The following is a 13,118-nucleotide window of genomic DNA, read 5'->3' as shown; positions in this document are numbered from 1 at the left end:
ACTTACTCCACATATTTCAACTCCTGAATAGCTTTTATCATATCCGGCGCCTTAAAAACAGAACTGCCGGCCACCAGCACATCTGCTCCGGCACGTTGCAGCAAAGGAGCATTTTCCGGATTGACACCTCCGTCCACTTCGATAAGAGCAGAAGCCCCATTACGGGTTATCATTTCACGAAGTTGCTCAATCTTTTTTAATGTATTAGGAATAAATTTCTGACCACCGAATCCCGGGTTGACACTCATGAGCAACACCATATCCACCTCTGTGATAATATCCTCCAACACGGAGACCGGTGTAGCTGGATTCAGCGTAACCCCTGCCTTCATACCCGCTTCCTTAATCTGCTGAATGACGCGATGCAAGTGAGGACAAGCTTCATAATGCACATTCATCATCATGGCTCCTAACTTCTTCACTTCCTGAATGAATTTCTCCGGCTGTACAATCATCAGATGTACATCCAGCGGTTTCTGACTAAGTTCCGCCACATACTTTAACACAGGAAAGCCAAAAGAAATATTGGGTACAAACACCCCGTCCATAATGTCCAGATGCAACCAGTCTGCCTCACTTTGATTTATTTTTTCCAGGTCACTCTTCAAATCAGCAAAATTTGCAGAGAGCAAGGAAGGAGCTACCATAATTTTTTCCATCGATTTATTTTAGTTAATCAGATTCTTTTCAACAAAGATAAGCATCTTTTCTCATAAATCAACTATAAAAACTTATTTGGTCACATTAAAGCGCAAACCCAGCTGCAGATTAAAATTGAACGGATGTTCCTTTCGTATCGTCTCCACGCCACTGTGGTCATCAAAGTAATACGCGATTCCCGGTTCCAGATACAAACCAAAACGTGAAGTAAAGTTCACCTGTGCTCCGGCTGCTGCGGTAACAGACCATTGAAGCGGATCTACATCTAATGAAGTATTTTCAGACGTACGATTTCCTCCATTCGTTACAGTCACAGTTTCCAAATTTCCAGATACACATTTTTCCATTACTCCTCCAGCTGATGCATACACTGAAAGCCAGTTATTTTTCCAGATGGAACGATGCAGTTTAAGCGGAATACCTATATAATGCAATTTCTGCGTTTCCTCTACATAAGATTTAGAACCGGAACGAATATCAGAGGTTAGCAACGTATAGTTCAATCCCGTTTCCAGTGCCCAGTCTTCATGAAACTGCCAGGCTACCGTCAATCCTACCGTAACAGGAATATGATGCTTTACCGTCGTCTGAGGAGCCTGTATGGCGTTCTCCAACAACACCTGACTATAAGCCAGCCCGTTATTATTTATCGGAGACATATTCAAATCTGAGGAGGTATAATAAGCCGAACGGGCAACAAAACTTCCCATTCCATCAAATGTATTCAAAGAGCTATAAGGTGTATTTCCAGCACCAACACCCACAGAAAAGCCTGAAGATTTATCCGACTTATTTTTCAATGCCCTCGCATTACGTTCCATCTGTTCCCGGTCGGCCGCGCGACTCTTTTTCACCTTCCGGCTTCTTTCTGCAGACCGACTAACCTCCTGCTGCTTTACAGCCTTTTCTTCTTCAACCGATTCTATTGGTGCTTCCCGTTCAGCCAATGCTACTGAAGCAGGAGCTACCTCTACTATTTCTTCCGGCACTTCTCCGGCAGATTTCTTAGAAGAGACATTGGCCAAAAGAGCCACAGGTTCTTTCTGGAAAGATTCAGCATGCTTTACTTCAGCCACTTGCTCATCTAAAGACGGAGTTTGTGCAGGCAAAGGAGTATCCTCCACCTCTACAGCCAGTTCCTGATTACGGAAGTCCGCTTCTGGAGAAGACCAGAACCAGTACGTCAGGGAAGACACCAGCAAGACCAGCACTGCCGCAGCTGCCTGCCACCGTCTCCATATCGGAATCACCTTTGGAGTCTTCGGCTCTTCCAGTTCCTTGGACAACTCGCCCCAAAGACCTTCAGGAAGAGGCTCGGAATAGTCCTCCATCCGGTTACGTAAGTTATTAATCCATTCTTTCTCGCTCTTCATTGCCTATAATTTCTTTCTATATTCATTGATTTTCTTTGCCAATAAGGTCTTTGCCCGATAAAACTGAGAAGAAGAAGTATGCTCTGTTATTCCCAGCAGCTGGGCTATCTCCTTATGACTCTTATCTTCAAACACATATAAGTTGAATACCGTACGATACCCATCTGGAAGTTCCGCAATCATCTTCATCAGCTCTGCCTGCGGAATATCTCCCACACCATCATCATCCTCTTCCGTATCAGGCAACTGCTCCATCAAGACTTCCTGCTGGGCCAATTGATTGCGCTTCCGTAAATACCCCAACGCCTCATTCACCATCACACGCGAAAGCCATGCCTTCAAAGAACCGACGCCCTGATAAGTAAACTGTCCGATGGATTGAAAAATCCGGACAAACCCATCATGCAATACGTCCTCAGCAGCCTCCCGATCTCCTATATAACGAAGACAAATGGCCATCAGCGAACCGCCATACAGCTCGTACAACTCCTTGCGAGCCTGATTATCCGCCAGCTTGCATTTCGACGCCAATTCTTCTTCTGTCATATTCAGCCTATCGTGCTTTTGTTAGTAAATGATGAACACACAAAAATACTGCACCTTTTCCTAATTAAAATCTTCATTAAAATGTTTTTAACAAAAAAAGATGCAGTATCCCTCAATCATTTTATTTATCTATACGTAAAAGCCACCTAAAATATGAAACGTACAAAATACATAACTTATCTGTTTTTATGTCTGTTATACGGATTGCTTTCTTCTTGTTCTTTTGAGCAGGAAGATTCACTTTTACTATCCTCAAACAGCGGAAGCTTTTCCACTTTGGGGACTGTAATAAATACCGAACGAATTACTATAGACTCTGACACTTATGGCACCTTACTCCCTACAAACCCCGGCATCTTCACTGAAAAGAAGGTGAATATTTTAGGACAAAGGGTTTTGCTGGAAATTTTATTTCTCAACGAGGACAAACAAAACAACACAGGAGATAAAGAAGTAAAAATTATCAGTCTTTACAAAGTGCTGACCAAAGACGCCAATATCGTCACTCCTGACGAAACAGATGCAGCTCTTGATGAGACTTTCGGCACTGCCCCGATAGTTATCACTTCTTCCAGTATCAGTAAAGAACACCTGAATATCCAGTATGAAATCGGAGGAAATGACAGCAACATCAGCCATCGCATCAGCTTGCTGGTTCCGCAAAACGCTCAACTGGATGAAAACGGATTGCTGCCGGTAGAGCTACGGCATAACCCGGAAAGTGACTTGCAAATCAACTCATTCTGGGGAGTCGTATCCTTTACACTTTCCAGCATTCCGCAATATCAGGACTCAGCCTTTAAGGGATTCCGCATCCTTTATAAAAACAAAGAGGGTGACGATACGCATACCGTCACCCTGCAAAAATAAATATTATAACACTCTTTTATTCTACGAAAGAATCTTCCACGTGGCGATACCCGCGAAGGAAGTCAGCTACCTCCATTCGTTTCTTACCCGCCAGCTGCAAAGACAGCACTTTAACAAAACCGTCGGTAGAAGCAATCTGGAAATATGTCTTCTTATCGGTTACAATGCTGCCAGGTTTCAGATTATGTGCGACAAAGACTTTCTCTGTTTCAAAAATCTTCAATGCCAGCGGAGCGGCATCGCCCTGATGCAATTCCGTCCATGCAGCAGGATATGGAGAAAGACCACGTACAAAATCGTATACCTTTTTCACTCCAGCCTGCCAGTCTATACGACAAGTTTCCTTGAAGATTTTAGGAGCCGGATGAAGTTCCGTAGCTGCCGCCAGCTGCTCCTGTGGAATGGTCTTCACATTTCCTTCCAAAATGGCATCCACTGTCTTCACCACCAGGTCTCCCCCTAAGTGCATCAGCTTGTCGTACACAATCTCCACATTATCCGTATCCGCAATGGGCACACGTACCTGATCAATAATCTCACCCGTATCAATCTCATGCTTCAGGAAGAAAGTGGTAATACCTGTTTCAGTTTCGCCATTGATTACCGCCCAGTTGATAGGAGCTGCGCCACGATACTGCGGAAGCAAGGAGGCATGCAGATTGAATGTACCCAGACGCGGCATGTTCCATACCACCTCCGGCAACATACGGAAAGCTACCACAATCTGCAAATCCGCTTTCAAGTCTCTCAGCTCGGCCAGGAAATTCTCATCCTTCAGCTTTTCCGGTTGAAGCACCTTCAATCCTTGCGACACGGCATATTGTTTCACCGGGCTCGGCTGAAGCACGCTACCATGCCGTCCCATAGGCTTGTCGGGCATGGTGATGACTCCCACCACCTGATAGCCTCCTTCCACCAGCCGCTTCAAACTCTCCACGGCAAATTCAGGAGTGCCCATATATACAATTCGTAAATCTTTCTTCTCCATATTTCTTTTCGTTGTTTATTCTGCTGAAAAATCCACCATCACCTGACGATAAGTAGAAAGGATGCGCGATTTGGATACAAAACCGATGTACTTGTTGTCTTCGTCTACCACCGGCAAGTTCCAGGAGCCCGTCTTATCAAACTTATCCATCACGTCTTCCATGGAATCTGTCGTAATAATGCAGGCTTTAGGGGTGACCATAAAATTCTCTACCCGGTATTTGTGATACAATTCCTGACGGAACATAATGTTACGAATGTCGTTCAGTATTACCAGTCCAATCAATTCATTGCGTACATCTACCACCGGGAACAGGTTACGGCCGGATTTTGAAATGGCCTTCACCATCTCCGCCAAATCCATATCCGGACGAACCACCTGAAAATCTGTTTCGATGACAGTTTCCATGCTCATCATGGTCAAAGCCGCCTTATCTTTATGATGCGTAATCAGTTCTCCACTTTTCGCCAGACGCATGGAATAGATACTGTGCGGTTCGAACACGATAATAGTAAGGTACGCGCAGACTGACACAATCATCAGCGGTAGGAACAAACCGTATCCACCAGTCAGCTCGGCTATCAGGAAGACTCCGGTCAAAGGGGCATGCATGACGCCCGACATCAGTCCCGCCATTCCCATCAGGGCAAAGTTCTTTTCCGGAATGTATGTACCTCCCAACTGGAACTCATTGCACACATAGGAGAACACAAAGCCGGCAATACATCCCAGGAACAAGCTCGGTGCAAAAATACCACCGCAACCGCCACCACCGTTGGTCGCACTCGAGGCAAATACCTTAAACAAGATAATCAACAGCAAATACACCACCAACAGCTGTGAATTTCCGTAGAAAAGAGAGTTATTCATTACCGTGTCCCATTCGGCATTCGACCGTCCATTGAGCAACAGGGAAATGGTATCATAACCTTCACCATACAACGGCGGGAACAGAAAAATCAATATACTCAGCATGGCTCCTCCAATCAGGAACTTCACATACGGATTACTATAACGGCGGAAAATATTCTCAATCCAGTTCATGGAACGGGTAAAATACCAGGCCACCAGTCCACAGAAAATGCCCAATGCAATGGCGTATGGAATACGTTCCAAAGAGAACGGATAATCCAGGTGAAACTGGAACATGGCTTCCGTACCAGTGAGCAGATAAGAAACAGAAGCTGCCGTCACACTGGTAATCAGCAAGGGAAGCAAAGAAGCCATGGTCAGGTCAATCATCAGTACCTCCAGCGTAAAGACCACACCGGCAATCGGTGCCTTAAAGATACCCGAAACCGCCCCGGCTGCTCCACATCCCACCAGCAGCATCAGCGTCTTGTGGTCCATACGGAAAATACTGCCCAAGTTCGAACCAATGGCAGAACCGGTCAGCACAATCGGCGCTTCGGCACCGACCGATCCACCACAACCGATGGTAATGGCCGAAGCAAAAACGGAAGACCATACATTATGCCGCTTGATACGGCTTTGCTTACGCGAAATGGCATACAGAATTTTGGTCACACCATGACTGATGTCGTCACGCACCACTTTTCGAATGAACAGTCCGGTCAGGAAGATACCTACCACCGGATACACCAAGTACAACCAGTTTACTCCTGTAGAATCAAAGTTTTCTGTCAGGAACTCCTTGATATACTCTACCAGGAACTTCAACAGACAAGCGGCCAGCGCCGTGCAGATTCCAACTAAAAAGCTTAAAATCAATACAAACTGCTTGTCCTTTATATGTCTCTCCCTCCAACGGAGAAAGCCCTGGAGCAAGCTGTTCTTCTCGTCTACAACTTTCATGAAAGAAAAAATTTATTCTCTAATAATTTTTACCACGCCCCCTTTGCCTAATTTGACAATACTGGACGGTTTGGGGTGACCGGTTTCTTCCCGACGGTAATCCACCACATAATCCACCGCCTGCTTGATTTCTTCCGTGATTTCACTGAACACGGCCGGTGCAGGCTGTCCGCTGATATTGGCAGACGTAGATACAATGGCTTTGCGGAAGCGGAAACAAAGTTGTTTGGAAAACTCCTCCGAGGTGACACGAATACCTACACTGCCGTCGGCTGCAATCAGATTCGGAGCCAGATTTCTCGCTCCATCGTAAATAATGGTCAAAGGTTTCGTAGTCATTTCAATCAAGTCCCATGCTACGGAAGGCACATCCTGTACATAAAAATCCACCTTCACCGGACTGTCTACCAGCACCAGCATCGCCTTGCTGTCAGCCCGCTGCTTTATTTCAAAAACGCGTTTCACCGCCTCTTCATTCGTCGCATCACATCCTATTCCCCACACGGTATCCGTCGGGTAAAGAATCACTCCCCCCTTCTGCAATACCTCGCAGGCTTTCTTAATCTCATCTTTCATCATATTTCTTTATTTTTTGCTGTCAAAAAAGTCATCAAAACCATTTTACAAACAGCAAAAATACAAATGATTTTTAGGATTTCCCAAGAATGTTTTGTTTTTTTGCAGAAAAGCTATCCACTCATTCATGCACACCGAACGAAAAATTATCCACATTGATATGGACGCTTTCTATGCGTCGGTCGAACAGCGCGACCACCCGGAACTACGCGGAAAGCCCATCGCCGTGGGGCATGCAGAGAAACGAGGAGTGGTAGCTGCCGCCAGCTATGAAGCCCGTAAATTTGGCGTACGTTCGGCCATGTCTTCACAAAAAGCGAAAAAACTGTGTCCGCAACTGATTTTCGTGGATGGGCGGATGGAAGTTTACAAAAGCGTGTCTGCACAGATACATGAAATCTTTCACGACTATACTGACCTCATCGAGCCTATTTCGCTGGATGAAGCGTTTCTGGATGTCACGGAAAACAAGAAAGGAATTCCATTGGCGGTAGATATAGCCAAAGAAATCAAGCAACGTATCCGCCAGGAACTTCATTTAGTGGCCTCAGCCGGTATATCCTACAATAAATTCTTAGCTAAAATCGCCTCCGATTACCGAAAGCCTGACGGACTTTGCACCATTCACCCCGACCAGGCCGATGAGTTTATCCGCCGGTTGCCTATTGAAGCTTTCTGGGGAGTGGGCCCCATTACGGCCAAAAAGATGCATACCTTAGGTATTTATAACGGAGAGACCCTGCGTAAATGCTCGTTGGAAATGCTGCAACGGCAGTTCGGGAAAAACGGATTAATTTATTTCAACTTTGCCCGTGGTATGGACGACCGTCCGGTAGAAGCTGTACGCATCCGCAAGTCTATCGGCTGCGAACATACATTGGAAAAAGACCTTTCGGCAGAAATGTCACTCATCATCGAACTGTATCACGTGGCACACGAACTCACCGACCGGCTGAAAGCCAAGAATTTTAAAGGGAATACCCTCACGCTGAAGGTGAAGTTCGACAACTTCTCCCAAATCACCCGCAGTGTGAGTGTGGAACGGCCGCTCCAACGCCTGGACGACATTCTTCCACTGGCTAAACGGCTGCTGAAAGGAGTGGACTACAGTCAGCATCCTATCCGCCTGTTAGGCTTGTCGGTTTCCAACCCGAAAGAAGAAAATGGTATGAATGAGCACGTCAGTTCCGGACCTGTTCAGTTGGAACTGGAATTTAAAGATGATTATATTTAAAATACTCCCCACGTAGAGAGTAACCCATACATATAAATCCAACCCGAAAACTATTTCGAACTTTTAAACAAATTCACAGGCAAAAAACGCAAGTGCGTTCAATCTAAAACGCAAGGACGTTTGACTTGAAACGCAAGTGCGTTTTGATTTGAACACAAGGGCGTTTTGAAAGACAAGAAAAACGGCCATCCAGGGAGGAAAAAAGACAAATCTTGACGGGTTGTCGGGGTTGGCAGGCATTTTTATAAAGTATATATACGCGGGGTGTGGAACAAGTGTGTCATACTTATTCCACACCTGTATATAGAAAGTTTGAAAAACCGGTGACAACCCGTCAACCCGTCAAGAAAATGCCTGGAAAGGGCATAAAAAAGCGGTGCGCATTTTCTGCCACCGCTCTTATTTACATTTTTAAACATTAATGCGTATGTACTATCTCCGTAGGAGCCATTTCTGCATTACGCTTTTCTGTCTGCGTCACCACGTTGCGTGCCAACTCCATAAAGGCCATACCGGTCATAGAGTTTTCGTCGAGGGCAGCAGGTGTTCCTGCATCGCCACTCTCGCAGATGCTCTGCACGATAGGAATCTGTCCGAGCAACGGCACATTCAACTCTTCTGCCAGACGCTTGGTTCCTTCCTTACCAAACAGGTAATATTTGTTTTCCGGAAGTTCTGCCGGAGTAAACCAGGCCATATTTTCCACCAGACCGAGAATAGGTACGTTTACCTTGTCGTTGGTATACATATTGATACCTTTACGCGCATCGGCCAATGCCACCTGCTGCGGCGTGCTGACAATCACGGCTCCCGTAATGGCCAATGTCTGCAACAAGGTCAGGTGAATGTCGCTGGTGCCCGGAGGTGTATCCAGCACGAAATAGTCCAAATCACCCCAGTTGGCATCTGCCACCAACTGCTTCAGGGCGTTGCTGGCCATACCTCCACGCCAGAGTGTAGCCTGGTCGGGGTCTACAAAGAAACCGATAGAAAGCAACTTGATGCCGTATTTCTCTACCGGTACAATCAAATCGCGTCCGCCCACTTCTTCGGCATACGGACGGGCATCTTCCACCTGGAACATCTTCGGCACTGAAGGGCCGAAAATATCGGCATCCAACAGACCGACCTTATAGCCCAATTTAGCCAATGCCACAGCCAGATTGGCTGCCACGGTAGACTTTCCTACCCCTCCTTTTCCGGAAGATACCGCAATCACGTTCTTCACCTGCGGCAGCATCTTGCCCGGTTCCGGACGAGCGGCCTGCTTGCTTTCGGTAGCAATCGTTACCTCTACCTCTTTCGATACATACGTATGAATAGCGGTTTCGGCCGACTTGACCACCGATTTCATAAACGGGTCGGTCGGTTTCTCAAAAATGAGCGAGAAACTCACCTTCATGCCGTCAATGCGAAGATTGTCGGCCACCATCTCCGCTTCTACAATGTTTTTTCCGTTACCCGGATAACGCACCGTAGCCAGTGCGTCCATAATCAATTTCGGATAAAGTGTCATATCTTTTTCAGTTTTGAATCATTTGCTTGTTTTCAATCCGCTACGCTTGCTCCGGTTGTAGCTCCGGTAATCGTCCAGTTCAATCTCCACGTCTGGTTCCTGCAACTCACCATCCTGCGGCAAATGGAACTGGATGTACTTGATGTTCAGTCCGCGGTCCAGCCACTGCTGTTCGTAATACGTGCGGATGCTGAGAATGTCATCGTCCATACCGGAATGGTACAAGTCGTCAGTCATAAATTCCACCGGAAAATGATTGGCTTCAATCATGTACTTCGTATAGGTAAACATGAAGTTACTGTCCGTCTTCAGGTGTACCAGTCCGTCCGGAACCAGGAAACGGCGGTAACGGTTCATGAAATAAGTGGAAGTCAACCGCTTGGTAGCCTTCTTCATCTGAGGGTCAGAGAAAGTCAGCCAGATTTCGCTTACCTCTCCCGGGGCAAAGAAACGGTCGATGATTTCAATGTTCGTCCGCAAAAAGGCTGCGTTTGTCAATCCTTCTTTTAATGCATCGGTCGCTCCAGTCCACATACGCGCTCCCTTGATGTCGACTCCTATAAAGTTCTTTTCCGGATAGCGGCGTGCCAGCCCCACGGTATATTCACCACGTCCGCATCCCAATTCAAGCACAATCGGATGGTCGTTCTTGAAGAAATCACGGTTCCAGTTGCCTTTCATTTCGAACGGCACGTCATCTACCACCGAATACGGATATTCAAACACATGCGGATATTCCGCCATATCTGCGAATTTCGCTAATTTTCCTTTTCCCATATTTTCGTGAAACGTTTCCTTTAAATCCGTGCAAAGGTAAAGTTTTTCGGTGAAAAGGGAAACGAAAAAGGAGAATTACGTTTATATAACAAAATGAGAATTATGAACAGACATATCTTTCAGAACATACTTTTTCTATTGCTGGCAATCGGATGTACAAAAGAGCCTATTAAAACCATACAAAATACATTAATCATTCAAGGAGAAAATGTAGCACGTTTCAATACCTCCCGAAATACGCTCAACGAAGGCCTGCCTGCAGGAAGCACATTGACCTTTTACAGCCAGGGCGGTATTCATGCAGACGAGTTTCTACTTTCCTACAACGGCAGCAACTGGGAAGGAGAGAATCTTCCGGAATGGGAGGATTCCCAGCAACCAGCTGTCAGTTGTTCTTTCTGCCCTCCCTTGTACCGGAATCACCAGTCCTTTTACCAGGATGGTTTCTTATGCGACCAGCTCTATGCCAAAGCCACCACAAACTACGGAGAAAACATTCATTTATCTTTTCAGCACTTGTTTGCACGTATCGTATTTAATGTATCCAGCAAACTGAACAACCAAATTAGTCTGATAGAATTTACCCCTTCTTTATCTGTAACCGGGATTAATCCTGATTCCGGAGAAATATCCTATCAAGACACAGCCTCTCCTATGCAAATGGAACAAAATGAAGATGGAATATATAGTTTTCTGGTTCCACCTACCACTCTGTCCATTCACATACAGATCTATACCGCCGCAGGAGAAGATTATGAAAGTCAACTGGAAGAACATGCTTTTTCATCCGGATACGAATACATTTGTTCCATAAAACAAGACGGCGAAAGCCCTGGCATTTCTACCGTAGAAGACTTCATTGCTTTCACCCATTTAATTAACGGGGAAGTCTATGAAAACAGGAGTTTGGAAGAGTTTGGTGAAAAAACGGGAGAAACCACGACCTACTACCTGCTGAACGACTTAACCTTTACTGAAGAAGAATCCACACAGGTGCAAATGATTGGAAAGTACAAAAAAGGGGATAGCACCGGAAAAGGCTTATTCAATGACGTATTTGACGGGAAAGGACATAGTTTGAATAATCTACGTTTCGAACAAACAGTGGATGGAAGTTATTATGCCGGTCTTTTTAGCGGAATATCTGCTACCGGAGCTGTAAAAAATCTGTTTTTAAAACAAGCAGTATATAACAAGCAGACAGACACTAAAAATGCAGCCTTTCTGGCAGGCATAAACCGAGGAGAAATTAGTAACTGTGCATTACGTGACTGCACTATTGAAACCATTCGAAGTGACAGCGATTTAGGGTGTTTGACAGGCTGGAATGAAGGCACAATCGTCAACTGCCACATAGATAATGTCTGGATGAAAAATGAAAGTTTGCAAGGGAATGCTATTACCCGTTACAACCAAGGTGGGAAAATCATCAATTGCGCAATCACCAACTGCAATTTCAGTAAAGCTAAAAACAGAAGCGGTCTTATCTGCAGTATCACTAAAAACGGAGAAATTCTGAACTGCTATCTTAAAGGAAACACAAGTAAGAACCATGCCATCTGCCTGCAAACAGAAAACACAAATATACGCTGCTGTTATTACCCTTATGGAGACACCAGAGAACCGGTGGGTAACAACTATGTAAGTGCTCCCTCTGATTCAATCATGCAATACGGCAGCCAGCAAAGCATTACCGAAGACAATCTGTATCAAATTCTGAACCAATGGGTACACGACAGCGGAGCCAAACTATACCCCGAATCTTCCTTCCTGCTATGGGAAAAAGGAGAAACGCTACCTGCCATCCTGGTATCCCCATAATTTTTCTAAAAATAAAAAGAAGGTATTCATAAATATTGTATTTTTGCGCCAAATGCAAAAATTGAAACCATGAACAATAAAAAATTTATCATCACCATCATTATATTGGCTGTGATTGTAGCAGCAGTATCTTTCTTTGCCGTAAATGAAGCTCGCAAGAACAAAGAAATGAGTCAGCTCTTTGCGGTGGAAAAACAAGAGATGGAAAATGAATACAGCACGTTTGCTACCCAATACGACGAATTGCAGATTCAGATAAATAATGACTCCTTGCGCGAAAAGCTGGAAAGTGAAAAACTGAAAACCCAACGCTTACTGGAGGAACTGCGTCAGGTGAAAACCAGTGATGCAGCTGAAATCATGCGATTGAAAAAAGAATTGAAAACCGTACGTGCCGTATTGAGAAGCTACGTAATGCAGATAGACTCCCTGAACAAAATCAATGCTGCCTTGATGCAGGAAAATCAGGAAGTAAAAAGCAAATATAGTGCTGCTACCGCACAGATTTCCAACCTGTCACAAGAAACAAAGAGCCTGAATGAAAAAGTATCACTGGCTGCCCAACTGGATGCCACCAACATTCGGGTACAGACACTGAACAAAAGAGGACGCGATACGGAACGTGTAAAGAATATCAAGAAGATTGCAATTTCATTCACCATCGTGAAGAACATTACGGCACAGACGGGTAACAAGACCCTTTATGTACGTATTGCCAAACCGGACAACGAAGTATTGACCAAGAGTCCGAGCAATCAGTTCAAGTTTGAAGACCGCAACATCAGCTATTCTATCAAGAAATACATTGAATACACGGGTGAAGAACAGACGGTTACGGTATACTGGGACGTAGAAGAATTCTTGGCGGCCGGTACATACCACGTGTATATATTCGCCGACGGCAGCATGATTGGTCAGGGTTCATTCCGCATGAAATAATTT

General features: G+C 45.2%; 12 protein-coding genes. 4 read left to right on the top strand and 8 right to left on the bottom strand.

Annotated elements, in window-relative coordinates; all coding sequences use genetic code 11:
* Positions 1-2: 2 nt before the first annotated feature.
* From rpe to DXD04_RS08460, 3 genes are all read right to left on the bottom strand, one after another.
* Positions 3-659 (bottom strand): ribulose-phosphate 3-epimerase, encoded by a 657-nt coding sequence (rpe, locus tag DXD04_RS08470; protein ID WP_117672581.1) that lies wholly within the window; start codon positions 657-659, stop codon positions 3-5.
* Between the two features lie 72 nt (positions 660-731).
* Positions 732-2,033, bottom strand: coding sequence for a porin family protein (locus DXD04_RS08465; RefSeq protein WP_117672579.1), 1,302 nt, complete (start codon positions 2,031-2,033; stop codon positions 732-734).
* A 3-nt stretch (positions 2,034-2,036) separates the two neighbouring features.
* Positions 2,037-2,579, bottom strand: a complete 543-nt coding sequence (locus tag DXD04_RS08460; RefSeq protein WP_022052688.1) for an RNA polymerase sigma factor — start codon at positions 2,577-2,579, stop codon at positions 2,037-2,039.
* Positions 2,580-2,732: 153 nt separating this feature from the next.
* Here DXD04_RS08460 and DXD04_RS08455 point away from each other — a divergent pair, with 153 nt between their 5' ends.
* The gene (locus tag DXD04_RS08455) at positions 2,733-3,449 is read left to right on the top strand and encodes a NigD1/NigD2 family lipoprotein (RefSeq protein ID WP_117672577.1); all 717 of its coding nucleotides are present in this window, start codon (positions 2,733-2,735) and stop codon (positions 3,447-3,449) included.
* Positions 3,450-3,465: 16 nt separating this feature from the next.
* On the opposite strand, the gene fmt is transcribed toward DXD04_RS08455, so the two are convergent.
* From fmt to DXD04_RS08440, 3 genes are read right to left on the bottom strand one after another with little or no spacing between them, the layout of a single operon-like run.
* The gene (fmt, locus tag DXD04_RS08450) at positions 3,466-4,437 is read right to left on the bottom strand and encodes a methionyl-tRNA formyltransferase (protein ID WP_117672575.1); all 972 of its coding nucleotides are present in this window, start codon (positions 4,435-4,437) and stop codon (positions 3,466-3,468) included.
* Positions 4,438-4,452: 15 nt separating this feature from the next.
* Positions 4,453-6,252, bottom strand: a complete 1,800-nt coding sequence (locus DXD04_RS08445; protein WP_117672573.1) for a chloride channel protein — start codon at positions 6,250-6,252, stop codon at positions 4,453-4,455.
* Between the two features lie 12 nt (positions 6,253-6,264).
* Entirely contained in the window at positions 6,265-6,828 is a 564-nt protein-coding gene (locus DXD04_RS08440; RefSeq protein ID WP_040313312.1) for an L-threonylcarbamoyladenylate synthase, read from the bottom strand.
* A gap of 127 nt (positions 6,829-6,955) precedes the next feature.
* Here DXD04_RS08440 and dinB point away from each other — a divergent pair, with 127 nt between their 5' ends.
* On the top strand, positions 6,956-8,062 hold the full coding sequence (dinB, locus tag DXD04_RS08435; RefSeq protein ID WP_117672571.1) for a DNA polymerase IV: 1,107 nt from the start codon (positions 6,956-6,958) through the stop codon (positions 8,060-8,062).
* A gap of 418 nt (positions 8,063-8,480) precedes the next feature.
* On the opposite strand, the gene DXD04_RS08430 is transcribed toward dinB, so the two are convergent.
* Positions 8,481-9,578, bottom strand: a complete 1,098-nt coding sequence (locus DXD04_RS08430; RefSeq protein ID WP_022052682.1) for an Mrp/NBP35 family ATP-binding protein — start codon at positions 9,576-9,578, stop codon at positions 8,481-8,483.
* An 18-nt stretch (positions 9,579-9,596) separates the two neighbouring features.
* The gene (gene trmB, locus DXD04_RS08425; protein WP_117672569.1) at positions 9,597-10,355 is read right to left on the bottom strand and encodes a tRNA (guanosine(46)-N7)-methyltransferase TrmB; all 759 of its coding nucleotides are present in this window, start codon (positions 10,353-10,355) and stop codon (positions 9,597-9,599) included.
* A 102-nt stretch (positions 10,356-10,457) separates the two neighbouring features.
* On the opposite strand from trmB, the gene DXD04_RS08420 reads away from it, so the two are divergent.
* Together DXD04_RS08420 and DXD04_RS08415 are read left to right on the top strand one after the other, a co-directional pair.
* Complete coding sequence (locus DXD04_RS08420) at positions 10,458-12,176, top strand: fimbrillin family protein (protein ID WP_181977469.1); 1,719 nt, start codon at positions 10,458-10,460, stop codon at positions 12,174-12,176.
* A gap of 69 nt (positions 12,177-12,245) precedes the next feature.
* Positions 12,246-13,115, top strand: a complete 870-nt coding sequence (locus tag DXD04_RS08415; RefSeq protein ID WP_117672565.1) for a hypothetical protein — start codon at positions 12,246-12,248, stop codon at positions 13,113-13,115.
* Positions 13,116-13,118 lie beyond the last annotated feature (3 nt).

The organism is Phocaeicola plebeius, assembly GCF_003437535.1.
GTDB classification, from domain to species: Bacteria; Bacteroidota; Bacteroidia; order Bacteroidales; family Bacteroidaceae; genus Phocaeicola; species Phocaeicola plebeius_A.
This window is presented reverse-complemented; position numbering and strand designations above follow the sequence as displayed.

Excerpts from the sequence above, each read along its gene's own strand:
- DXD04_RS08465 (WP_117672579.1), bottom strand. The coding sequence starts at position 2,033 with ATGAAGAGCGAGAAAGAATGGATTAATAACTTACGTAACCGGATGGAG.
- fmt (WP_117672575.1), bottom strand. The coding sequence starts at position 4,437 with ATGGAGAAGAAAGATTTACGAATTGTATATATGGGCACTCCTGAATTT.
- DXD04_RS08415 (WP_117672565.1), top strand. The coding sequence starts at position 12,246 with ATGAACAATAAAAAATTTATCATCACCATCATTATATTGGCTGTGATT.
- rpe (WP_117672581.1), bottom strand. The coding sequence starts at position 659 with ATGGAAAAAATTATGGTAGCTCCTTCCTTGCTCTCTGCAAATTTTGCT.
- DXD04_RS08445 (WP_117672573.1), bottom strand. The coding sequence starts at position 6,252 with ATGAAAGTTGTAGACGAGAAGAACAGCTTGCTCCAGGGCTTTCTCCGT.
- DXD04_RS08455 (WP_117672577.1), top strand. The coding sequence starts at position 2,733 with ATGAAACGTACAAAATACATAACTTATCTGTTTTTATGTCTGTTATAC.
- trmB (WP_117672569.1), bottom strand. The coding sequence starts at position 10,355 with ATGGGAAAAGGAAAATTAGCGAAATTCGCAGATATGGCGGAATATCCG.
- DXD04_RS08460 (WP_022052688.1), bottom strand. The coding sequence starts at position 2,579 with ATGACAGAAGAAGAATTGGCGTCGAAATGCAAGCTGGCGGATAATCAG.
- dinB (WP_117672571.1), top strand. The coding sequence starts at position 6,956 with ATGCACACCGAACGAAAAATTATCCACATTGATATGGACGCTTTCTAT.
- DXD04_RS08420 (WP_181977469.1), top strand. The coding sequence starts at position 10,458 with ATGAACAGACATATCTTTCAGAACATACTTTTTCTATTGCTGGCAATC.
- DXD04_RS08440 (WP_040313312.1), bottom strand. The coding sequence starts at position 6,828 with ATGAAAGATGAGATTAAGAAAGCCTGCGAGGTATTGCAGAAGGGGGGA.
- DXD04_RS08430 (WP_022052682.1), bottom strand. The coding sequence starts at position 9,578 with ATGACACTTTATCCGAAATTGATTATGGACGCACTGGCTACGGTGCGT.